A 21,283-nucleotide genomic window follows, 5' to 3' on the forward strand; every position below is an offset into this window, starting at 1 on the left:
CGATGGTCGTGGAGCGTGCATCAGCCGACCGGGGCGCGCCGATGGGACGGCACCGTGCGCAATTGCGCGCCAGCGCGTCGGCACTACTTTCCAATCAAGGGGATAGACCACCTATCCACAGCCTTATCCCGCTGGCATCCACATTCATTGTGGAAAACATTTCGGGAAAACGCCGCAAGCTCAGTCTGCGCCGCGCACCGCAGCCATAAAGGCAGCGAGCGCCTGCGGGTCCTTGATGCCCGGAGCACTTTCCACGCCGCTCGCTACGTCCACGGCCCATGGATGTGCGGCGCGAATGGCGTCGGCGACATTGTGCGGATTCAATCCGCCGGCGAGGATCAGTGGCTGGGACAACGATGCCGGCATCAGGCGCCAATCGAATGCCTTTCCGCCACCACCGGCCTCGCCCAGGCCGTGACCGTCGAGCAGCAACCCCGCCGCGCGCGGAAATTGATGCAGCCGAGGCAGCGCAGCGGCGCCCTCGCCCATGGCGATGGCCTTGAGATAGCGGCGGCCAAACTGCGCGCACCATTCGTCACGCTCGTCGCCGTGGAACTGCAGCAAATCGGGCTGAATCGCCGCGATGACCTGACGCACCCATTCGGCATCGTCATCCATGAAGAGCGCCACGGTGCTCACGAATGGAGGCAGCGCGGTGACAATGGCACTTGCCTGCTCCAGGGACACGCGGCGTTTGCTGCGCGCCGTGAACACCAACCCGATGGCATCGGCACCCAGGCGCGCCGCCAGCACGGCGTCTTCCACGCGGGTCATGCCGCAGCATTTGATCCGCGTCATTGGCTTACCTCCGCCGGCAGGCCCCAATGCGCCTCGTAGCGCGGCCCAAGAAAGGTCAGCCCCGAAGCCAACGCGGTAGGCCCCGCCACTTCGCGGTTGCAGCCGGCCAACAATTCCCCCATCCATGCCACCGGCTGCTCACCGCGACCGATGGGCAGCAGCGAGCCGACGATGTTGCGCACCATGTGATGCAAGAAGGCGTTGGCCTCGATCTCCACGATCACCTGCTCCTCCTCACGACGCACGCTGATGGCAAGCACTTCACGGCGTGCGTGCGCTGCCTGGCAGGACATGGCGCGGAAGGCGCTGAAATCGTGTTCGCCACGAATCGCCTGCGCGGCTTCGTGCATGCGCGCGGCATCTAGCGGGTGACGCTCCCAAGTTACGTACCGTGCATCCAACGCACCACGCACCGGACGATTGAGGATGCGGTAGCGATAACGGCGGCTACGCGCGGAGAAACGCGCGTGGAACGCCTGATCCACGGGCTGCGCCCAAAGCACGGCCACACTGCTCGGCAAGTTGGAGCAGGTACCCAGCACCCAGCCGCGCATGTCGCGCTGCACCTCGGTGTCGAAATGCACCACTTGGCAACGCCCATGCACGCCCGCATCGGTGCGGCCGGCGCACGTCACCTCCACGGGATGGGCCGCGACGAAGGAAAGCGCTTTTTCGAGCGCACCTTGCACGGTGTCGCCATGGCTCAGACGTTGCCAGCCAGAAAAGTCGGTGCCGTCGTATTCGACGCCCAGGGCGATTCGCATGGATGAACGCTTGCAGGAACACGGAAGCGTACAGATTAGCAGGCCCGCTCCCGAGCCCAAACGGACTCGGGTCGGCAGGGCGGGCGGCAACCTCAAACGAACTCGGGCCGGCAAAGCCGGCCCGAGTAGCCACAAACAAGTGCGGGTGGATCAGAGGATGCTGTCGAGCAGGCGCTTGGCCACGTCCTTCTGCATCTGCGTGCCTTCCTGCAGCACCTCTTCCAGCATGGCATGGGCGCCATCGGGATCACCCATGTCGAGGTAGGCACGCGCCAGGTCGAGCTTGGTATCGACTGGGTCGTCGCTGAAATGCGGCGCGTCGTGCTCGTGCTCAAGGTCATGCTCGTGCCCGAAATCGTGCACGGGCGGCAGCTCATGTTCGGTGTGCAGCACGGGCTCGTGCAGGGGCTCCGACGACGCGGCGTGTGCCGCCTCGTGCTCGGATTCCTCGGCGGCCAGCTCATCCTCGCGTTCGACGAAGTTCCATGACAGCGGGGGCAGCTCTGCCCCGTTCTCGGCGGTCGCAGGCGGGGCCTCGGTGGGCGCCGAACCGTTTGACGCGGCGCTCGGCGTCAGGTCGAAGTCGAAGTGGTACTCGCTGATCGTGTGGTGCTTGGCGGGCGGCGGCGTCGGGATCGGCGGCAGCTCGTCATGCGCCTCGCGCTCCGACGCGTAGCTGCCCAGATCGAAGTGATGCAGCGCCTGCTTCTCGTCGTCCCCCAGTGCCGACGCATAAGCGCCCGTAGCCGTTGACTGAGCGAACAGCGGGTGCTCGGGCACCAGGTCTTCGCCCATGTGCACCACGTCCAGCCACTCGGGCTGATTCACGTCGGTGATATGGGCATGCATGGCCTCGGCGGCAGCCTCGAAGTGCTCCACGTCGCGGCGGCTGTAGTACAGGCTCACCAGCTCCAGGTGCAGGCCAACGTCGTCCGGGTGCTCGGCCAATTGGTCGAGCAACTCGTCCTGATCCAGGTCGATGCCCTCTTCCGACAGCGTTGGCATGGTGCCGAAGCGGTCAGCCAGCGAGCTGGTCGCCGCACCAGTGGCTGCGACGGCGGCCGGCTTGCGGCTACGGCTGCGCAGGCCCAGCAGGAGCAGCAGCACGGCGGCACCGGCGCCGGCGCCCCAGGCCCAGGTCTGCATGTACCAGGGTTCTTCTTCGGTCGCAGGAGCGGTCGGTTTGGACGCAGGCTTGGCGGCGGGCGCCACCGGTGCGGGCTTGGTCGCCGCGGCGGTGCTGGCGTGAGCCGGCTCGGCCGGAGCGGCCGCCGCCGGTGCAGGCGTACTGGCCGGCGTCGCTGGCGTGGTCACCACTTCGGCCACCGCAGGCTTGGCGGCCTCGGGCTTGGCTGTCTCCGGCTTGACCGTTTCGGTCTTGGCAGCCTCCGCCTTGGCGGGAGCACTGCTGGCAGCCGCGGGCGCCGGCTGACCGGCAGCCTTGCGGGCCTCGGCCAGCTTGCGCTGCAGCTCGGCGATTTCGTTGTCCTTGAGCGACAGCAGGCGTTCGTTCTTGCCGTTGATGTCTTCGAGGTCTTTCAGGCGCGACTTCAGCTCGTCGCCCTGCTTCTGCAAACTGGTGAGCGCCTCCTGGCTGCGCAGCAAGTCATCGTGAAGCGCGGCCATGTTCTTGCCGGCCTTATCGCCCTTGCCACCCTTGCCAGCGGCGTTGTCCGAACCTTCCTTGGCCGGCAGCACAGCCAGATGGTCGCCGGCAGGACCGGCCGTGGTGGGCGCGGAAGAAGCGTTGGTGCGCGTGCCCGTGTCGGCCACCGTGGTGGGCGTATGGGTGGCACCGGAGCGCCAGTCGCCGTTCTGCTTGCGCACTTCGGCCAACGCGGCGGCCACGGCCACCGATTGCGCTTCTTCACGCGTGGGCACGCGGAGCACGGCGCCGGTCTTCAGTGCATTGATGTTGTCGCGATAGAACGCATCCGGGTTGGCCTGCTTGAGGGCCAGCAGCATCTGGTTGACGTCCACACCCTCCGGCGCGGTCTGGTGCGCGATGGAGGACAGCGTCTGGCCCCGCTCGACCGGGCCGATGCTGCCATTGGCGGCGACGCGAGGCGAGGCGGCCGGCTTCGGTGCGGGCGCTGGCTTCGGCGGGGGTGCCGGAGCGGCGGCTGGAGCCGGTGCGGGTGCCGACGACTGTGCCGACGCCGGAGCGGGTGCCGGCGAGGTCTTGGCCAGGCTCTGCGCCTTTGCATAGGCCTGCGCCGGGGTCATGCTGCTGACCGGCGCGGCGGCCGTGCTTGCCGGCGGATCGAGCAGCAAGGTGAACTCGCGCACATTCTTGCCAGAGGCGCTGCTCACCTCGACCAGCAGGTCGAGATACGGATCGTTCACCGGCGCGGTGCTGGTGATGCGGATGATTTTCTTGCCGTTGCCCGCGTCCACCACGGCGAACTGCAAGGGTACGTTCGGGCCGGCGGCGACACCCGCCTGGGCGGCATCGGCGGCGGAAGCGAGACGCGCGGCGAGATTGCGCAGCTCGGTGGGGCTATCGGGGTTGACCGGAATCTCTGCCAGCAGCGGCTGCCCCAAGGCCGACTTCACCTGGATTTGGCCCAGCTCCAGCGCGGCTGCCTGGGTGCTGCCCAAGGCAAGTGCCAGCAGCATCGACAGCTTCAACGAACGATTCATCGTGTATTCCCCCGAACGACCCCGTGACGTTTCTTGTTGGCTGCCGCTTGGCGACAGCTCCTGGAACGAGGGGCCACTTTAGTTAGGTACAGGCCAATCAACAATAGTACCGGCCGATGCTTACGAGATTTTGCTGCAGTTTGTTCTTGAAGAAGAAAGCGCTCTGTGCCACCCCATTTCAGGAGTGGCCGCCCCCTTGCGGCGCCTTCTTCAGCGCATCCAGTTGCCGTTGCAGCTCGGCAATGGCCTGGTCCTGCTGGCGCAGCTTGACGCTGGCCCGGTGAGATCGATCCTCCTCCCGGCCCACATCGCCCCGCAACTTGCTTACGGCGCCCTGCTCCTTGGCGATGGCGCCATCCACCGCGGCCTGCCCGCTAGCCGCTTGCTTGGATGGAACGCCTGCCTGCGCTGCCCGGACCGGTGACACTACCGCCAGCAAACCGCACACCAGTCCGGACAACACATGTTTCATCAGAGGTAATCCTTGATCAACAGCTCGGCGATCTGCACGGCATTGAGTGCCGCGCCCTTGCGGATATTGTCGGACACGACCCACATATCCAGGCCGCGCTCGTGCGAGATGTCATCGCGAATGCGACCGACGAACACCGGGTCCTTGCCCGCCGCGTCGCCCACCGGCGTGGGGTAACCGCCCGCCTTGCGCTCGTCCACCACCACCACGCCCTCGGCGTGTTCGAGCAACTCGCGCGCCTGCTCGGCGGTGAGCTTGTCGCGGGTTTCCACGTGCACGGCCTCGGAGTGGCCATAGAACACCGGCACGCGCACCGCCGTGGGGTTCACCTGAATGGTGTCGTCTTCCAGGATCTTGCGCGTCTCCCACACCATCTTCATCTCTTCCTTGGTGTAGCCATTGGCAAGGAATTCGTCGATGTGGGGGATCACGTTGAAGGCGATCTGCTTTGGAAACTTCTTGGGCTCCACGTCCTGGAAGCTCAGCATGGCCGCGGTCTGCTGGCCCAGCTCTTCCATGCCGCTGCGACCGGCGCCGGACACCGACTGGTAGGTCGCCACGTTGATGCGCTCGATACCGGCCGCGCGATGGATCGGCGCCAACGCCACCAGCATCTGCATGGTGGAGCAATTGGGGTTGGCGATGATGCCGCGTGTGGTGTAATCGGCGATGGCGTGCGGGTTCACCTCGCTCACCACCAGCGGGATATCGTCCTGGTAGCGGAACTCGGAGGTGTTGTCGATCACCACCGCGCCCGCGGCCGCCGCACGCGGCGCGTGCTCGCGGCTAACCGAGCCACCGGCCGAGAAGAACGCGATGTCCACGCCCTCGAAGTCGTAGTCGGCAAGGTTCTGCACGGTGACCTGTTTGTCGCCGAAGGTGATTTTGTCGCCCGCCGAGCGCTCGCTCGCCAGAGGCACGAGTTCGCTCACCGGAAACTCGCGCTCGGCCAGGATCGCCAGCAGCGTTTCACCCACGGCGCCCGTCGCGCCGACCATTGCCACCTTGTAACTGCTCTTCTTGCTCATGATCCGGTATCAGGTAGGAGGAATCGGAATGCCGCCCCGGCGGTGCCGATCTCCGCTATGTGCGGAAATCTAGCGGGGGTGGCGCGCAAAACAACCTGCGGTGCGCGTCGTCGTGAATGTCATCACGCTTTGCTCACCGACAGGCGGTCCAACACGGCTGGATTGAGCAGCGTGGGCGGCCGGCCGGCCGCCTCGCCATAACCCAGGGCCGCGATCACATTGTCGATGGCCAGGTTGGCCATCGCGCGGCGCGTATCGGCGCTGGCGCTGGCGATATGCGGGCTCAGCACCGCATTGTCCAACGCCAGCAGGCCCGGATGCACGGCCGGCTCGCCTTCGAACACGTCCAGGCCGGCCGCCGCAATGCCCCCATCGCGCAGCGCCGCCGCCAGCGCCGCGTCATCCACAATGCCGCCACGGGCAATGTTCACCAGCACCGCCGTGCGCTTCATCTGGGCCAGCTCGGGCGCGCCGATGGCATGGCGATTGGCCGGGGTAAACGGCAGCACCAGCACCAGAAAGTCGGCGCGGGCAAGCAGCTCGGCCTTGGATACCAGGTTGGCGCGGCACTCGCGCTCCACCGTCTCGGGCAGCCGGGAGCGGTTGTGATACAGCACCGTCATGCCAAACCCGCTCGCGCGACGCGCCACGGCCTGGCCGATACGGCCCATGCCCAGGATGCCCAGGGTACGGCCATACAGGTCCAGCCCCAGCCAATCGTCGAAACGCATCTGGCTGCCCGGCCAATGGCCCGCACGCAGCCAGCGCTCGGCGGCGCCCACGCGGCGCGCGGCGGCCAGCATCAGCGCCCAGCCGAAATCGGCCACGCTCTCGGTAAGCACGTCCGGGGTATTGCTGGCCATCACGCCTGCCTGGGTGAGTGCATCCAGGTCCAGGTTGTTGAAACCCACGCCCAGGTTGGCGACCACCTTGAGCCGATGATTGCCCTCCAGCACGGCGCCATCCACACGATCGGTGAGGCCCACCACGGCGGCGTCCACCCCGGCCAGGCGCGCCTTCAGTTCGGCGGGGCTGCGGGGGCGCTCTTCGGTTTCGGCCTCCACCTCGGCCACCTGGGCCAGGCGCGCCAGCACCTCGGGGAACAGCGGTCGTGCGACCCACACTTTCGGTTTGGCAGTCATCAGCGTGTACTTCAGCTCTTCATGGGCCCGCCATCGCGAACGACGGGCCGGACAACTTTCAGGGAATGCGTGGCGTCACCGGCCCCACGTCGCCGCACTGGGCGCGATGGCGCAAGGCGTGATCCATCAACACGAGGGCCACCATCGCCTCGGCGATGGGCGTGGCGCGAATGCCCACGCAAGGGTCGTGACGGCCCTTGGTCACCACCTCCACCGCTTCGCCAGCCAGGTTCACGCTGCGACCGGGAATGAGGATGCTGGAGGTAGGTTTGAGCGCCATCGAGGCCACGATGGCCTGACCTGTACTGATGCCACCCAGGATGCCGCCCGCATGATTGGACGTAAAGCCGTCCATCGTGATCTCGTCGCGATGCTGGCTGCCATGCTGGGTCACAGCGGCGAAGCCGTCGCCGATTTCCACGCCTTTTACGGCATTGATGGACATGAGCGCCGCGGCGATATCGCCATCGAGCTTGCCATAGATGGGTTCGCCCCAACCCGGCGGCACGTCATCGGCCACCACGTTGATGCGCGCGCCCACCGAGTCGCCGGATTTACGCAACGCATCCATGTAGGACTCCAGCGTGGGCACGTCATGCGCGTCGGGCCAGAAAAACGGGTTCTGCTCCACCGCGGCCCAATCGAACGAACCGGGCGTGACTTCGCCGATCTGCGCCATGTAGCCGCGCACACGAATGCCGTGGCGCTCGGCCAGCCATTTCTTGGCGATCACGCCGGCAGCTACGCGCATGGTGGTTTCGCGCGCGGACGAACGACCGCCGCCGCGCGGATCGCGAATGCCGTACTTCTGCCAGTAGGTGTAATCGGCGTGCCCCGGGCGGAAGGTCTGGGCGATGTCGCCGTAATCCTTGCTGCGCTGATCGGTATTGCGGATAAGCAACGCGATCGGCGTGCCGGTGGTAAGCCCCTCGTACACACCCGAGAGAATCTCGATGTCGTCCGCTTCGCGGCGCTGCGAGGTGTGGCGACTTTTGCCGGTGGCGCGGCGATCCAGGTCGGCGCGGAACTCCTCGGCGGCAATCGGCAGGCCCGGCGGGCAACCATCGATCACGCAGCCAATGGCCGGGCCGTGGCTTTCGCCGAAAGTGGTGACGGTGAGGAGTTGGCCGAAGGAATTGCTGGACACGGGGCTCGGGGCATCTGCGGGGAAACCCTCACAGCTTAGCGCGTGTACGCCTCGGCGGGGCCGTTTGCAGCGCGCTCGCGCCATTCGCTGACGAGCAAAGCGAAGATCGCATCGTCGGCCCACTCGCCACGAAACCAGTAGCTCTGGCGGTGCAGCGCCTCCTGGCGCAACCCCAGGCGCTGCAGCAAGGCCATGCTGGCGGTATTGCGCGGGTCGACCGAAGCATGCACGCGATGGACGTCCATCGCGCCAAACAGCCACGCCAGCAGGGCCTGAGCCGCCTCTTGCGCAAGGCCCTGTCCCTGCGCGGCCGGGGACAGGCTGATGCCGAAGGTCGCCTGGCGCTGGCCGTCCAGGCACACACCCAAGTCGCCGATCAGGCGACCATCCGGGTGACGGATGGCGCGCTGGAACCAACGCCCCGGCTGGGGCGTCTCAGGCAATTCGTCGATGAAGCGCGCGGCGTCGGCCGGCGTCGCCGGCACCCAGCCTTGGTAACGCGCCACCCGAGGATCGGCGCGATAGGCATACAGGGCCCCGGCGTCGGCTGGCTGCAAGGCATTGAGCAGGAGCCGGGGCGTGTGGAGTTTCATGCCGGCTCAGCGGCCCTGGCGGGCCTGGGCTTCGGCGCGGAACGCATCGGCGTGCTCGATCAGGTCGCGACGCTCGATGGCGAACACGCCCATGGCTCCCACCTTGAACTCGATCCACACGAAGGGCACTTCGGGGAACAGCTCGACCAGGGCGCGCTCGCTCTCGCCCACTTCGACGATGAGCAGGCCATCCTCGCTGAGGTAGTCGGCCGCTTCGTTGAGCATGCGCACGCAGATGTCCAGGCCGTCCTCGCCTGAGGTCAGGCCCAGCTTGGGCTCGTGGCTGTATTCGCCTGGCAGCGCGGCGTATTCGTCTTCGGTGACGTACGGCGGGTTGGACACGATCAGGTCGTAGCGACGGCCCTTGAGGCCGCTGAACAAGTCGGACTTGACCGCCTCGACGCGACCTTCCACGTGCTGGAACGCGATGTTCTCGCGCGCCAACGACAGGGCGTCGTCGCTGATGTCCACGATATCGACTTGCCAGGACGGGTTGTACTCGGCCATGGCAATGCCGATGCAGCCCGAGCCGGTGCACAGGTCGAGCGCGCGCTCCACGTGACGGTGATCCAGCCAGGGCATAAAGCCGGACTCGATCAGCTCGGCGATGGGCGAGCGCGGCACCAGGGCGCGGCGATCGCTCTTGAATTTCATGCCGGCGAACCAGGTTTCGCCCACCAGGTAAGCCACCGGCAGGCGCTCGCTGACGCGGCGCTCGATCAGCGCCAGCACGCGCTCGCGCTCCTCGCTGGTGAGCTTGCCCGCGCCATAGGCCGGCGGAATATCCGGCGGCAGATGCAGGCTGGCCAGCACCAGATGGGTGGCCTCATCGATGGGGTTGTCGTGGCTGTGCCCAAAGGTGAGCCCGGCCGCCGAAAAGCGGCTGGCGCCGTAGCGGATGAAATCGATGATGGAGGCGAGTTCGTGGGTCACGGTGGGCATCTGGACGTCAGAGGGCCGCCCAGTATAGCCGGTCGGGGGCTGTCACCCAGGCGTAATCAACGCGCGCTTCGTTCATACTTGGCGGATGACCTTCAACGTACTCCTCCAATACATCCTGCCGCACCGCGCCCTGTCGCGGGTGGTCTACTGGGCCACACGCTGGACGTTCACGCCGTGGAAAAACTTCCTGATCGGCACCATCGTGCGCAATTACCAGGTGGACATGGCCGAGGCCGCGCAGCCCGATCCGCTGGCCTACCAGCACTTCAATGCGTTCTTCACGCGCAAGCTGCGCGCGGATGCCCGCCACGCCGATGCCGACCCCAAGGCGGTGGTCTCCCCGGCGGACGGCAAGATCAGCCAGATGGGCAAGATCGTGGACGGGCGCATCTTCCAGGCCAAGGGCCAGGAGTACACCGCGGCCGAGCTGCTGGGCGACGAGGCCAGCGCCACGCCGTACCGCAACGGCCGTTTCGCTACCATCTACCTCTCCCCCCGCGACTACCACCGCGTGCACATGCCGCTGAAGGGGACGCTCAAGGAAACGGTGCACGTGCCCGGCCGCATCTTCAGCGTGGCGCCGTTCGCGGTCGAGGCGATTCCGCGCCTGTTCGCCCGCAACGAGCGCCTGGTCTGCCACTTCGAGGGCGAGCACGGCCCGTTCGTGGTGGTGATGGTGGGCGCCATCCTGGTGTCCAGCGTGGCCACCGTGTGGGATGGGCTGGTGATTCCGCCCTACGCGCCGTCGATCCGTCGCAAGTCCTTCGCCGGCCAGAACATCACGCTGGAGCGCTTCGCCGAAATGGCCCGCTTCAACATGGGCTCCACCGTCATCGTGCTGTTCCCTGAGCACACCGCCGAGCTGGACGCACTGGCCTCCCAGCAGCCGGTGAAGGTGGGTCAGCGCCTGGGGCTCGAGCTGCAGGGCTGATCGCCAAGCCCCACAAGGGTGACGCATCGCGTCGTTTTGTGACCATTTTGGCGCACGCGTTCGCCGGGCGAGGCTAAGCTCCTCCTCCGGCGACGCCACGATGCGGACGCCCATCAGGCCCCATCGAGGATTGTCCATGCGCATCGTCACCCGCCTTATCGTCATGAATCGCGGCCGCCAGCTGGCTCGCCAGCTTCGCGAGATCGAGCGCAGCATCCACGCCCTGCCCAAGCGTGGCCGGGCCCGCCTGGGCATGATGACCCTGCGCGAGATCGGCCAGGCGTCGCGAACCGACTTTCCCCATCTGTATGGCACCCCGCCGCAGGAGCGTTACCTGCCGTGGGGCCAGGGAACCGAGATCGGCCTCGCCCGCTCTCGCTCGGACAACCCCGAGGTCGCCCTGCGCGGCATGGCCCTGTGGCTGGCCGTAGCCTTTCACGAAATCAAGGACAGCCCGCACGCCAGCCTGCAGCCGCTGCACCGCCAGCTGATGCGCCTGCTGCGCGAGCTCAAGGAAACGCATCGCGCGGCGACACCCAGCACCGACTGGAACCGCACGCCCGCCGCCGCTTGACCCCTGCCCGTGGAAAGCAAAACGCCACCCTTCGGGGTGGCGTCTTTGCATCTGCGATGCGCTTTTAGCCCATTCCTAGCGGCAGCTCGGCAGCTTGAGCGATTGCCCGGGCTTGATGTGCTGGTGATTGAGACTGTTCATCTGCGCCACCTCCTGCACCGAGGAACAACCCAGCTTGCCCACGATGCCGGTGAGCGTGTCGCCGCGCTTGACCACGTAACTACGCACCTTGGCCGTGTTCGACGACCGGGGCGCTGGCGCCGCCGGCGGATCGGGCGGCGCGACCGGCAGCACCGCCGTGTGCAGATCGTTGGCCAGGATCGGCCACGGGCCATCCACGCAGCGCGCCTCATAGGGGCGCTCCAGCACCTTGGGCAGCATGATGCGCGTGCCCTGCGGTTGGCTCACCTGCGGATCCAGGCGCGGGTTGAGGTTACGCAGCGTGCGGAACCAACCGTCGCTCATGCCGCCCGCCGAACCCAGGCACACGGTCAGCTCGGTGATCGAGGCCGGGCGCTTGAGCACCACGCTGCCCTGCGCGCCATCCACGCGCGGGAAGCGCAGGTTGTAGCTTTCCGGATGCAGGAACAGCCACGCCGCCGCGAGCACGCTGGGCACGTAGTCGCGGGTTTCCTGCGACAGCTGGTTGTAGATGCGCGGGTCGTACAGGCTGACTGAGGTGTCGTCGCCCACCATGCGGCGCATGCGTCCTTCGCCACCGTTGTACGCCGCCAGGGTGAGTTCGAGGTTGTTGTTGAACGCCTTGAGCTGCTCGTCGATGTACTCGGCGTTTGCGCGCGCGGATGCCGCCGGATCAAAGCGCGAGTCGAAACCGTCTTCGGTATTGAGGCCAAAACGCAGGCCGGTGGCGTACATGAATTGCAGCGGGCCGGCGGCGCCTGAACGCGATACGGCATGCACCTTGCCGCCCGACTCCTTGGCGAGGATGCCGAAAAGCAGCGCCTCGGGCAGGTCTTCCTTCTGGTACTCGGGCCACATCTGGTAACGCAGGTACTGGTAGTTTACGTAGGCATCCATCAGGTTGCCGCGCCACTGCGTGAGCCACATTTCCAGCGCGGCCTTGACCGGGCCGTTCATGGCGATCAGTTGGGACAACTGCTGGCCGCGCAGCAAGGTCACGCTGCGCTGCATCTCCGGCAGGCCACCGGCGCCGGTCTTGCCACTGTTGCTACCTTCGGGCTGATCATCCTCTACGCCGAAATCGTCGCCGAGCGAGAAACTTCCGTCTTTGAGACGCAAAAGGCGATCGAACACCGAGAAGAAGCGCTGCGAATCGCAACCAGGCGTGGACGGACAATGCGCGGCAGCGTCCTTAAGCTGGTTCAGGGCACCATTCAGCGTTCGCTGCGCGGCCTGGGCGTCACCAGCGCGCGATTGCGCCAGGGCCGTTTCGTAGCCCCGGCTCGCCTGATCGAGTTGCGTATACAGCTGGGAGGCCTGCGGCGACGGCTTGGGCGCGCCCTGCGAGGCGCAAGCCGCAAGCAGCGTGAATGCGCCAGCCAGCGGGGCCAGGCGCAGGGAGCGGAGAAATGCGTGGGGAGCCATGGGCAACTTCAAAGGGCGGATCGAAGGGCCGACCTTACTGCGGGCAGCACCGTCGACTCAACACGCGCAAGCCGCAACGTCATGCCCGTGCGTGCCGCCGCGTATTCGTCCGCGCCCGCGATCCAACGAACGTACGTGGCTACAATCGACCCCTGAACCAACGGACGGAACACCATGACCGACATCCTGATCGGACGCAACGACAGTAGCGAAGTGCGCCTGGACACGCATTACGGCAATCGCCACGGCATGATCGCGGGCGCGACCGGCACAGGCAAATCGGTGTCGCTGATGGCGCTGGCCGAAGGCTTCTCCAAGCTGGGCGTGCCTTGCTTCCTGGCCGATGCCAAGGGTGACCTCGCCGGCCTGTCGATGCCCGCCGCCGAACCGGGCGACAAGCTCAAGGCGCGCCTGCAAACGCTGCGGCTCACCGATTGGAAACCGCAGGCGAACCCGGTGATCTTCTGGGACATCTACGGCAAGCTCGGCCATCCTGTGCGCGCCACCATCAGCGAAATGGGCCCCACCCTGCTCGGCCGCATCCTGGAGCTCAACGACACCCAGGATGGTGTGCTCGAAGTGATCTTCAAGGTAGCCGACGACCAGGGCTTGCTGCTGCTCGATCTACCCGACCTGCGCGCAATGCTCGGCTTTGCCGCCGAAAACGCCAAGGACATTTCCTCGCACTACGGGCTGATCAGCACGCAAAGCGTCGCCGCCATTCAGCGCGCCGTACTCAAGCTGGAACAGGACGGCGCCAACCAGTTCTTCGGCGAGCCCGCGCTGCAGTTGAGCGACCTGATGCGCCAGGACATGAGCGGTCGCGGCGTGATCAACGTACTGGCCGCCGACCAACTCATTCTCAAGCCGCGCCTGTATTCGACCTTCCTGCTGTGGCTGCTCTCCGAGCTGTTCGAGCAGCTGCCGGAAGTGGGCGACCTGGAACAACCCAAACTGGTGTTCTTTTTCGACGAAGCGCACCTGTTGTTCGACGACGCGCCGCCCTCCCTGCAGCAACGCGTGGAACAAGTGGTGCGACTGATCCGCTCCAAGGGCGTGGGCGTGTATTTCTGCTCGCAGAATCCCGACGACGTGCCGGGCAACATCCTCGGCCAGTTGGGCAACCGCGTGCAGCACGCGCTGCGCGCCTTCACCCCACGCGACCAAAAGGCCGTAAAGGCCGCCGCCGAGACCTTCGTCGCCAACCCCAAGATCAACGTGACCGAAGCCATTACCCAGCTTGCCGTGGGTGAGGCGCTGGCCTCCACGCTGCGCGATGGCGGCGTACCGTCACCCGTGGAGCGCGTGATGGTGACCACGCCCACCGCACGCATCGGCGCCATCACCGGCGCAGAGCGCGACACCGTGCGCCAACGCTCGCCCGTGGGTGGCAAGTACGACACGCCGATCAATCGCGAATCGGCGGCCGAATTGCTCGCTCAGCGCGCTGCGGACAAAGCCGCCAATCCGCAGAGCATCGCCAAAGGCGACGCTGCGGCGGGCCATGCCCCGTCAACGCCTGGCTGGAGCGACGCCGTACGCGACACCCTGCTGGGCACCAACCGCCGACAAGGCATGATCGAGGCCATGGCCAAGTCGGCCAGCCGCGCGGTGGGCTCGCGCCTGGGCCAGCAGATTGTGCGCGGCGTGCTGGGCGGCATCTTCGGCAATAAGCGCTGACACGCTCCTCGCATCGCACCAGGAGCCTCCATGCCGCGCGTCGAAACGGTATCGCCTGACACGCCACTGCGTGAGCGCTTTGCGTCCGCATGGCGTTACCCGCTGCGTGGCGGCGGACTCGCCACCTGCACGGTCATTGCACTGTGTCACTGGCTGGTGATGCTGCCCGCCTTCATCGGCATTTTTGCAAGCTTCGCGCTGTGGGCCGTCACCTGGCGCTACGCCGCCACCTGCCTGCTTCACACCGCCAACGGCTATGCCGACCCACCTGACGTAGGCGTGGACGAAAACCCCTCCGCCGGCAACGGCCTCACTGCGGTGCACTTGCTCGCCGTGGCCATGTGCGTGATCAGCACGGTGTTCTATCCGCCCATGCTGTGGCCGCTGATCGTGCTGTTCGCCATCACCTTGCCTGCCATCGACATGTCGCTGGCCTTCGACGGCAGCATGGAACTGGCGCTAAGCCCGGTGAACTGGTGGGAGGTGATGAAGCGCTTTGGCGCGTCCTACCTGATTCCAGTGACGCTCAACATCGCCACCGGCGCACTGATCATTGCGGCCTCGCTCGCCACGGCGTTGCTGCCCAAGTTCCTCGCGCTGCCCTTGTTCGCCTTTGCGTACACGTACCTGATCATTCTCAACCTGCACTTGATGGGTGCCATGATTCACCAGCGCCACGAGCAGTTCGGGCTTGAACCCGAAGCCGAGGAGTTGGTGCGCGAAAGCGGCCAGGACGCCGACACTGAGCTGCTCGCGCACGTGCACACCGTGGCGCAAACCGATCGCCCCGCCGCCATAGGGCTACTCGTTCGTCGCATGCAGGGCCGCAGCGCACCGCCAACACTGCACCAGGCCTATCGCGACCTGCTGCGCCAGGAAGGTCTGCGCGAAGGCATGCTTGAACATGGGCAATTGTGGATCGCGGTTTTACTCGCCCAGGGCGAACTACGCCGTGCGCTTGGGCTGGTGCAGGAATGCATGGAACTGGAGCCCGCATTCCTGCCCGATGCGCCCGAACATGTGTCCGCGCTGGCCGAACAGGCCTCGCGCGCCGGCATGACGCGCCTCGCGCTCAAGTTGTGTCGCGGCTATCTGCAACGTTGGCCGCGTGCCGTCGACACACCACGCATGGGCCTGCTCGCGGCACACCTGCTGGGCGACACGCTGGGCCAGCGCACCGAGGCGGCGGTGTTGCTCGGCAAGCTGATGGCCGCCTGGCCGGAGCACCCACTGCATGCCGATATGGCCGCCCTCATCCAACAGTGGCAAAGAGAACCTGGCACCGCCTGAGGCACGCGACAGCGCTGCCGGCGAACAAGCCTTAAAATCGCCCATTGCCCCATCCTGTATCGGACGATTCACCCATGAGCCGCTGGCGCCCGCCCGCACCGCATTCCACCGCCATCATCACGCGCGACGGCTTTGAAAAGCTCAAGGCCGAACTCGATCATCTGTGGCACACCTTGCGCCCAGAGGTGGTCAAGGCTCTAGCTGCAGCCGCCGCCGAGGGCGATCGCTCGGAAAATGCCGAATACACCTATCGCAAGAAGCAGCTCGGCGAGATCGATCGGCGCGTACTCTATCTCAGCAAGCGCATCCCTTCGCTCAAGGTCGCCGAGGGTGCGCCTACCGATCGCGAGGTGGTGTTCTTCGGCGCAAGCATCGAGTTGGAGAACGCCGACACCGGCGATGCGCTGCGCTATCGCATCGTGGGCCCCGACGAAACGGACGCCAAGCTGGGCTGGATCAGCATCGACTCGCCGCTGGCCCGTGCCGCGCTCAAGAAACGCCTGGATGACGAGTTCGAAGCGGAGCTGCCCGGAGGCCGCACCCGCTTCGTGATCGTGGACATCAACTACCAGGACTGATCGCCGCCACGGTGGCAGCGCATCGTTACTTGCCTTGCAGCAAGGCCGTCACGTCGTCCTTGTGCGCGTCGACGAAACGTACATTGTCGGGGTTGACCCAGGCTTGATTGAGATCGCCCGCCAGCACCACGTCGCGACGCGACTGCACCGCCATCACGGCATTGCTCAACGCGATATTGGCCAGCATGAACTCGCGTGGCGTAAAGCCATACTTGCTCACCAGCGCGGGAATGCGCGGGTCGCCGGACATGGCCTGCTTGGCCAGGTCATCCAGGCTGTGCACCTTGGACGGGTCCGGTGCAGCCTGGGGTGGAATGCCCTGCGCACGCGCCTCTCGCGTTGCGGCGGCAAGGCGGCGGAACACGTCTTCATTGAGCGTGTAGCCCTTGATGAGCTGCTTGTCCGACTCGGGCAGGCCGCCCGGGACAAGCTGCGCATGAGCCAGCGAAGATACGCCCAGCGCCAGGCTCAGCAGGCCAAGGCAGCAGGCGCGCGCGGTACGGGAAAAAGCGGACATGGATGCTCCAGGATACGAAACGGGCGGGCCATAACGAGCCCACGGCGTGACAACCTAGCACTGACCGCTTGAATGCCGCCTCAGTTCCGCCCCAGCTGAGCCATGGTCTTGCGGTAGTCCGCGTCGATCTGCTGCAGACGCGCGCGGCGCGCCTGTTCGTTGACCCATTGCCCGTGCTCGGTCTGCTCGCGAATCAAGCTGAATTCCAAGTCCACAAAGGGTTGCAGCACGCGGTTGTCGGCGGGCGCAAAACCCGCAAGGTCGGGGATGCGCGCCAGATTGTCGCGCTCACGATCCCCCTGCGGTCCTGGTGCCTGTCCGTAGCTGCGCATGAAGGCGATCAATTGAGTACGCAGCGGCTCGGGCATGCCATCGCGCACGACCAATACGCCCGATGGAATGAGTCCGGAGCGCCAGATAACCCGTATCTGCGCACCTTCGCGGGGAAAGTTGCGTCGGAACAGATCCAGATCCGGGTTGTTGCAGGTGGCGACGTCCACCTCGCCATTGGCCACGGCCAGTGCGTTGTTTTGGTGGTTGCTTATCCGCACGCTATGGAAAAACGTGTCGGAATTGAGGCCTCGCGCCGCAAAGACCTCTGCCTCGGGTGCCACATAGCCGGTCACCGACAAGGGCTCTCCGCGCGCATAACGCCACTGACCAGGCTTGGCGAGCAGCTCCTTCAGCGAATGGATGGGGCTGTCCGAGCGCACGATCAGCATGGCCACGTTGCCCTTGGCACCGTCGTTGCGCACGAATTGCGCCACCACGCTCATGTGCTGGCGCTCGACCGCCTCCAGCGCCAGCCGCCCGGACAGGAAGGCAACGTCAACACGCTGGTCGTCGATGGCGCCCGAGAGGCCGGCATAGCTGCTTACCGATACCGAGGCGACCGGATGGCCGAGCTTCTTTTCTAGGTCTTGCAGCAAGGGACGCCATTGCTCGCGCGACTCGGCGGCACTGCCGATGGGCAGGATGCCAAAGCGGATCACCGTTGGTTCCGCTTCGCGTGCACCGGGAGCCTGGGCGGTGACGCACACACACCAACAGGCCAGCCCCCCGGCCAACAGCCAACGAAGCCAGCCTCTCGATCTGCGCCTGCGACAAGCCGTGTCCATGCACCCGCTCCCCACGCCCCCGCCCTACCGTTTTAGCGCGATTGCGATGACACCGCAATTTCACCCGGGGCGACGTCTCGCGGGCGGATAGTGGCGGCCCTCCCGGCGCGGCTGGTAGCACGCGGCCTCGCGATGAAAACTTTCCTGGGGATTGTCGGGGTGCCAGCCCGGCAGCCCGGAGAGGGGTAAGGGCCGCAGTTCCAGCGGGTCGCGCAGCACCTGGCCGGCGGCAATCGCCTGTACGGCATCGTCCTGCGCCTGGCCCAGGCTCATCTCGCCCTGCCAGACCAAGGCCTTGCCCACCAGCAGTTTGCCTGGGTTGAGGGCGTGCTCAAGCAAAGCATGGCCGAACACCGTCAATGCGGCGCGGCCGTCCAGCCAGGCCGCGCGCTCGCGCCAGAACAGGCCATGCCAGTCGTGTGCGTCCCACAAGGACAACAGGTGCGCATCGCGCAGCACCACCAGCACACCCGCCTCGTCGAAGTGGGTCATGGCGTATTGAGGGCGGGAGCGCTCCTTGGCCCCCATATGGCCAATCTCGGCCATCTGCTGGGCATTGAGGGCGCGCTTGAGGGGCGCGTGGCGCAGCCAGATCATCGCGTTGAACAGGTCATGCCAGTTGGCTTCGCGCGTGGCGATCTGACCGTGCTCGGCAATGCGCTGCTCGTAATGCAGACCATCGGCCAGCAACGCGGGCGTCTGGGCGACGAAGCGCTCTGGCATGTCCGCCGGGCGCGCGGCATTGAGCGATTCGATGGATGGCCACTCGGCCTCCTCGAGCCAACCGCTTGGCTCCCGCCAGGAGCACAAGGGTTGTTGGGCGAACACGGCCGGATCGACCGTGCCGCGCGCGGGCGCCACGTAGCGCGTCGCGCCCATGCGTGTCGGCTTAGCCCGCCAGGCGGGCGTGCAGGTCGTGATCGTCGGCGTCTTCCACCACCACGTCGACGAACTGGCCCGCCTTGAGCGACTGACCGTTGGCGATATGCACCACGCCATCGATCTCCGGCGCATCGGCGGCCGAACGCGCCACCGCGCCATCTGCACCCACTTCGTCCACCAGCACCTTGAGCGTGCGGCCGATCTTGCGCTGGAGCTTGGCCGCGGAAATCTCCGCCTGCACCGCCATGAACTGCTCCAGGCGATCCTCCTTCAGCTCCTCGGACACCGCGCCCGGCAGCTCATTGGCCTTGGCGCCGTCCACCGGCGAGTAGGTGAAGGCGCCCACGCGATCGAGCTCGGCCTCGCGCAGGAAATCCAGCAGCTCCTCGAACTCCGCATCGGTCTCGCCGGGGAAACCGACGATGAAGGTGCTGCGGATGGTGAGATCCGGCACCACCTTGCGCCAGTTATTGATGCGCTCGAGCGTCTTGTCGATGTTGCCCGGGCGCTTCATCAGCTTGAGGATGCGCGGGCTGGCGTGCTGGAACGGGATATCGAGATACGGAAGGATCTTGCCCTCCGCCATCAACGGCATCACTTCGTCCACGTGCGGGTACGGGTAGACGTAGTGCAAGCGCGCCCACACGCCCAGCTCGGACAAACCTTCGCACAGCTCGGTCATGCGCGTGCGGTAGGTCTTGTCGCGCCACTGACGCTCGGCGTACTTGAGGTCCACGCCATAGGCACTGGTGTCCTGCGAGATCACCAGCAGCTCCTTCACGCCGCCCTTCACCAGGCGCTCGGCTTCCAGCAGCACCTCATCCACCGGGCGCGACACCAGGTCGCCGCGCATCGACGGGATGATGCAGAAGCTGCAACGGTGGTTGCAGCCCTCGGAAATCTTGAGGTACGCGTAGTGCTTGGGCGTGAGCTTGATGCCGGTATCGGGAATGATGTCCAGCAGCGGGTTGCGCTTGGGCGGCAGCGCGGAGTGCACCGCGCTCATCACGCTGGCGTAATCCTGCGGGCCGGTGATGGCCAGCACATCCGGATAGGCTTCGCGGATCAACTCCGAGCGCTTGCCCAGGCAACCGGTGACGATCACCTTGCCGTTCTCGTGCAGCGCCTCGCCAATGGCGTCCAGCGACTCCTGCACGGCCGCATCGATAAAGCCGCAGGTGTTCACCACCACCGCATCGGCAGCGTCGTAGCTGGGCACGATTTCGTAACCCTCGACCTTGAGCTGGGTGAGGATGCGCTCCGAATCCACCAGCGCCTTGGGGCAGCCGAGGCTGACGAAACCGATTTTCTGCGTGGCCTGGGACATGACCGGGGACCGTCTGGAATGAACAAACGGGCAATTATAGCGGCAACCCCGCCTGGGCGTCGGAAGAGCCCCCAAAGCCCGCCAGCCTCGCGCCCGATGCCCCCCTTACCTCGGGGGTGGACGCGGGTGGCCGGCTAGAATGGCGCGTTTCCCACAGGAGCCGTCGCCATGGGCCAGACCATCAATCTCAACACCACCCGCATGCAGTGCATCAGCGCCTACCTCGCCACGCCAGCCGGCAAGCCCAAGGGCGGCATCGTGGTGATCCAGGAGATCTTTGGCGTGAACGAGCACATTCGCCATGTCGCGGACGGTTTCGCGGCAGCCGGCTACACGGCCATTGCGCCGTGCTTTTTCGATCACCTGGAAACCGGTGTGGAACTGGCCTACGACCAGGCGGGTATCAACCGGGGCCGCGAGCTGATCACCGAGCTGGGGCTGGATCGCGCCGTGGAAGATGTGGCCAGCGCCGCCGAGGCTATTGCCTCCGCAGGCCGCATCGGCACCGTGGGCTATTGCTGGGGCGGCTCGGTGGCCCTGCTCGCGGCGCTGCGATTGGGTCTGCCTTCGGTGAGCTATTACGGCGCGCGCAACGTGCCGTTCCTCAACGAAACGCCCAAGGCGCCGGTGATGTTCCACTTCGGCGAGAAGGACAAGAGCATCCCGCCCGAGATGGTGGAGAAGCATCGCCAGTTGCTGCCGCAGATGGAGCTGTTCACCTATCCGGCCGACCACGCGTTCAACCGCGACGTGGGCCCGCAGTACGACAAGGCCAGCGCCGCACTGGCCTACCAGCGCACACTGGCGTTCTTCGACAAACACCTGGCGCACGGCGCATGAGCGGCTTTGCACTCGATCCGCGCCTCGCCGCGGATACGCGCCACGTCGCCTCACTGCCGCTGTGCGAATTGCTGCTGATGAACGACAGGCGCTTCCCCTGGCTCGTGCTCGTGCCGCGGCAAGCCGCCCTGGTGGAGGTGTACGACCTTGCGCCCGCGCAGCAGGCGCAGCTTTGGCAGGAGGCCGAACGTGCCACCCAGGCGCTGCGCGCCGTCATGCCTTTCGACAAGCTCAACCTGGGTGCGCTGGGCAATATCGTGCGTCAGCTGCATCTGCACGTGGTAGGCCGCCGCGAGGGCGATGCCGCCTGGCCAGGGCCCGTGTGGGGCAGCGGCAAAGCGCAGCCTTACGAGGCTGGTGAATTAGCCGGGCGCATTAGCGCGCTGCGCCACGTTCTCGGCGACTAAGCCGATCGTTCGCCCAACAAAAAACCCGCGGATGAATCCGCGGG

General features: G+C 66.1%; 21 protein-coding genes. 7 read left to right on the forward strand and 14 right to left on the reverse strand.

The window, feature by feature from the left end; genetic code table 11:
* Nucleotides 1-180: 180 nt before the first annotated feature.
* From AC3G2C_RS12470 to prmB, 9 genes are all read right to left on the reverse strand, one after another.
* Nucleotides 181-798, reverse strand: coding sequence for a phosphoribosylanthranilate isomerase (locus AC3G2C_RS12470; protein ID WP_488384934.1), 618 nt, complete (start codon nt 796-798; stop codon nt 181-183).
* On the reverse strand, nt 795-1,562 hold the full coding sequence (truA, locus tag AC3G2C_RS12475) for a tRNA pseudouridine(38-40) synthase TruA (RefSeq protein WP_488384935.1): 768 nt from the start codon (nt 1,560-1,562) through the stop codon (nt 795-797). Before truA ends, AC3G2C_RS12470 begins: the two co-directional genes overlap by 4 nt.
* Nucleotides 1,563-1,712: 150 nt before the next feature.
* Complete coding sequence (locus AC3G2C_RS12480; RefSeq protein ID WP_488384936.1) at nt 1,713-4,205, reverse strand: motility hub landmark protein FimV; 2,493 nt, start codon at nt 4,203-4,205, stop codon at nt 1,713-1,715.
* A 178-nt stretch (nt 4,206-4,383) separates the two neighbouring features.
* Entirely contained in the window at nt 4,384-4,677 is a 294-nt protein-coding gene (locus tag AC3G2C_RS12485; RefSeq protein WP_488384937.1) for a hypothetical protein, read from the reverse strand.
* Entirely contained in the window at nt 4,677-5,705 is a 1,029-nt protein-coding gene (locus AC3G2C_RS12490) for an aspartate-semialdehyde dehydrogenase (RefSeq protein WP_488384938.1), read from the reverse strand. Before AC3G2C_RS12490 ends, AC3G2C_RS12485 begins: the two co-directional genes overlap by 1 nt.
* A 122-nt stretch (nt 5,706-5,827) precedes the next feature.
* A complete protein-coding gene (locus AC3G2C_RS12495; protein WP_488384939.1) occupies nt 5,828-6,847 on the reverse strand; it encodes a 2-hydroxyacid dehydrogenase in 1,020 nt (339 codons plus the stop codon).
* Nucleotides 6,848-6,905: 58 nt separating this feature from the next.
* On the reverse strand, nt 6,906-7,994 hold the full coding sequence (aroC, locus tag AC3G2C_RS12500) for a chorismate synthase (protein ID WP_488384940.1): 1,089 nt from the start codon (nt 7,992-7,994) through the stop codon (nt 6,906-6,908).
* 35 nt (nt 7,995-8,029) lie between these two features.
* Complete coding sequence (locus tag AC3G2C_RS12505) at nt 8,030-8,587, reverse strand: GNAT family N-acetyltransferase (RefSeq protein ID WP_488384941.1); 558 nt, start codon at nt 8,585-8,587, stop codon at nt 8,030-8,032.
* Between the two features lie 6 nt (nt 8,588-8,593).
* Entirely contained in the window at nt 8,594-9,529 is a 936-nt protein-coding gene (prmB, locus tag AC3G2C_RS12510; RefSeq protein ID WP_488384942.1) for a 50S ribosomal protein L3 N(5)-glutamine methyltransferase, read from the reverse strand.
* An 85-nt stretch (nt 9,530-9,614) separates the two neighbouring features.
* On the opposite strand from prmB, the gene asd reads away from it, so the two are divergent.
* On the forward strand, nt 9,615-10,460 hold the full coding sequence (asd, locus tag AC3G2C_RS12515) for an archaetidylserine decarboxylase (protein WP_488384943.1): 846 nt from the start codon (nt 9,615-9,617) through the stop codon (nt 10,458-10,460).
* A 136-nt stretch (nt 10,461-10,596) separates the two neighbouring features.
* Nucleotides 10,597-11,034, forward strand: coding sequence for a hypothetical protein (locus tag AC3G2C_RS12520; RefSeq protein ID WP_488384944.1), 438 nt, complete (start codon nt 10,597-10,599; stop codon nt 11,032-11,034).
* A 75-nt stretch (nt 11,035-11,109) separates the two neighbouring features.
* Here the strand turns inward: AC3G2C_RS12520 and AC3G2C_RS12525 are convergent, their stop codons facing one another.
* Nucleotides 11,110-12,600 carry a transglycosylase SLT domain-containing protein gene (locus AC3G2C_RS12525; protein WP_488384945.1) on the reverse strand — a complete coding sequence of 497 codons (1,491 nt, stop codon included), beginning with the start codon at nt 12,598-12,600 and terminating at the stop codon, nt 11,110-11,112.
* 174 nt (nt 12,601-12,774) lie between these two features.
* Here AC3G2C_RS12525 and AC3G2C_RS12530 point away from each other — a divergent pair, with 174 nt between their 5' ends.
* From AC3G2C_RS12530 to greB, 3 genes are all read left to right on the forward strand, one after another.
* Complete coding sequence (locus AC3G2C_RS12530) at nt 12,775-14,280, forward strand: helicase HerA-like domain-containing protein (RefSeq protein ID WP_488384946.1); 1,506 nt, start codon at nt 12,775-12,777, stop codon at nt 14,278-14,280.
* A gap of 30 nt (nt 14,281-14,310) precedes the next feature.
* Entirely contained in the window at nt 14,311-15,570 is a 1,260-nt protein-coding gene (locus AC3G2C_RS12535) for a hypothetical protein (RefSeq protein ID WP_488384947.1), read from the forward strand.
* 74 nt (nt 15,571-15,644) lie between these two features.
* Nucleotides 15,645-16,148 carry a transcription elongation factor GreB gene (gene greB / locus AC3G2C_RS12540; protein WP_488384948.1) on the forward strand — a complete coding sequence of 168 codons (504 nt, stop codon included), beginning with the start codon at nt 15,645-15,647 and terminating at the stop codon, nt 16,146-16,148.
* 25 nt (nt 16,149-16,173) lie between these two features.
* On the opposite strand, the gene AC3G2C_RS12545 is transcribed toward greB, so the two are convergent.
* The 4 genes from AC3G2C_RS12545 to rimO form a co-directional block, all read right to left on the reverse strand.
* Nucleotides 16,174-16,665, reverse strand: a complete 492-nt coding sequence (locus AC3G2C_RS12545; RefSeq protein WP_488384949.1) for a hypothetical protein — start codon at nt 16,663-16,665, stop codon at nt 16,174-16,176.
* 80 nt (nt 16,666-16,745) lie between these two features.
* Nucleotides 16,746-17,783, reverse strand: coding sequence for a phosphate/phosphite/phosphonate ABC transporter substrate-binding protein (gene phnD / locus AC3G2C_RS12550; RefSeq protein ID WP_488384950.1), 1,038 nt, complete (start codon nt 17,781-17,783; stop codon nt 16,746-16,748).
* A gap of 60 nt (nt 17,784-17,843) precedes the next feature.
* Nucleotides 17,844-18,662, reverse strand: a complete 819-nt coding sequence (locus tag AC3G2C_RS12555) for a DUF3025 domain-containing protein (protein ID WP_488384951.1) — start codon at nt 18,660-18,662, stop codon at nt 17,844-17,846.
* A 10-nt stretch (nt 18,663-18,672) separates the two neighbouring features.
* A complete protein-coding gene (gene rimO / locus AC3G2C_RS12560) occupies nt 18,673-19,992 on the reverse strand; it encodes a 30S ribosomal protein S12 methylthiotransferase RimO (protein WP_488384952.1) in 1,320 nt (439 codons plus the stop codon).
* Between the two features lie 168 nt (nt 19,993-20,160).
* Between rimO and AC3G2C_RS12565 the strand changes: the two genes are divergently transcribed.
* Nucleotides 20,161-20,832 carry a dienelactone hydrolase family protein gene (locus AC3G2C_RS12565; protein WP_488384953.1) on the forward strand — a complete coding sequence of 224 codons (672 nt, stop codon included), beginning with the start codon at nt 20,161-20,163 and terminating at the stop codon, nt 20,830-20,832.
* Entirely contained in the window at nt 20,829-21,239 is a 411-nt protein-coding gene (locus AC3G2C_RS12570) for an HIT domain-containing protein (protein ID WP_488384954.1), read from the forward strand. Before AC3G2C_RS12565 ends, AC3G2C_RS12570 begins: the two co-directional genes overlap by 4 nt.
* The last annotated feature ends 44 nt before the right edge of the window (nt 21,240-21,283 follow it).

It is taken from the genome of Frateuria sp. sgz306004 (assembly GCF_057750885.1).

What these genes read in the sequence shown, in the direction of transcription:
- AC3G2C_RS12485 (WP_488384937.1), bottom strand. Translation starts at nt 4,677, where the DNA reads ATGAAACATGTGTTGTCCGGACTGGTGTGCGGTTTGCTGGCGGTAGTG.
- AC3G2C_RS12470 (WP_488384934.1), bottom strand. Translation starts at nt 798, where the DNA reads ATGACGCGGATCAAATGCTGCGGCATGACCCGCGTGGAAGACGCCGTG.
- rimO (WP_488384952.1), bottom strand. Translation starts at nt 19,992, where the DNA reads ATGTCCCAGGCCACGCAGAAAATCGGTTTCGTCAGCCTCGGCTGCCCC.
- prmB (WP_488384942.1), bottom strand. Translation starts at nt 9,529, where the DNA reads ATGCCCACCGTGACCCACGAACTCGCCTCCATCATCGATTTCATCCGC.
- truA (WP_488384935.1), bottom strand. Translation starts at nt 1,562, where the DNA reads ATGCGAATCGCCCTGGGCGTCGAATACGACGGCACCGACTTTTCTGGC.
- AC3G2C_RS12545 (WP_488384949.1), bottom strand. Translation starts at nt 16,665, where the DNA reads ATGTCCGCTTTTTCCCGTACCGCGCGCGCCTGCTGCCTTGGCCTGCTG.
- AC3G2C_RS12535 (WP_488384947.1), top strand. Translation starts at nt 14,311, where the DNA reads ATGCCGCGCGTCGAAACGGTATCGCCTGACACGCCACTGCGTGAGCGC.
- AC3G2C_RS12520 (WP_488384944.1), top strand. Translation starts at nt 10,597, where the DNA reads ATGCGCATCGTCACCCGCCTTATCGTCATGAATCGCGGCCGCCAGCTG.
- AC3G2C_RS12525 (WP_488384945.1), bottom strand. Translation starts at nt 12,600, where the DNA reads ATGGCTCCCCACGCATTTCTCCGCTCCCTGCGCCTGGCCCCGCTGGCT.
- asd (WP_488384943.1), top strand. Translation starts at nt 9,615, where the DNA reads ATGACCTTCAACGTACTCCTCCAATACATCCTGCCGCACCGCGCCCTG.
- phnD (WP_488384950.1), bottom strand. Translation starts at nt 17,783, where the DNA reads ATGGACACGGCTTGTCGCAGGCGCAGATCGAGAGGCTGGCTTCGTTGG.
- AC3G2C_RS12495 (WP_488384939.1), bottom strand. Translation starts at nt 6,847, where the DNA reads ATGACTGCCAAACCGAAAGTGTGGGTCGCACGACCGCTGTTCCCCGAG.
- AC3G2C_RS12505 (WP_488384941.1), bottom strand. Translation starts at nt 8,587, where the DNA reads ATGAAACTCCACACGCCCCGGCTCCTGCTCAATGCCTTGCAGCCAGCC.
- AC3G2C_RS12570 (WP_488384954.1), top strand. Translation starts at nt 20,829, where the DNA reads ATGAGCGGCTTTGCACTCGATCCGCGCCTCGCCGCGGATACGCGCCAC.
- AC3G2C_RS12490 (WP_488384938.1), bottom strand. Translation starts at nt 5,705, where the DNA reads ATGAGCAAGAAGAGCAGTTACAAGGTGGCAATGGTCGGCGCGACGGGC.
- AC3G2C_RS12565 (WP_488384953.1), top strand. Translation starts at nt 20,161, where the DNA reads ATGGGCCAGACCATCAATCTCAACACCACCCGCATGCAGTGCATCAGC.
- AC3G2C_RS12480 (WP_488384936.1), bottom strand. Translation starts at nt 4,205, where the DNA reads ATGAATCGTTCGTTGAAGCTGTCGATGCTGCTGGCACTTGCCTTGGGC.
- greB (WP_488384948.1), top strand. Translation starts at nt 15,645, where the DNA reads ATGAGCCGCTGGCGCCCGCCCGCACCGCATTCCACCGCCATCATCACG.
- AC3G2C_RS12530 (WP_488384946.1), top strand. Translation starts at nt 12,775, where the DNA reads ATGACCGACATCCTGATCGGACGCAACGACAGTAGCGAAGTGCGCCTG.
- AC3G2C_RS12555 (WP_488384951.1), bottom strand. Translation starts at nt 18,662, where the DNA reads ATGGGCGCGACGCGCTACGTGGCGCCCGCGCGCGGCACGGTCGATCCG.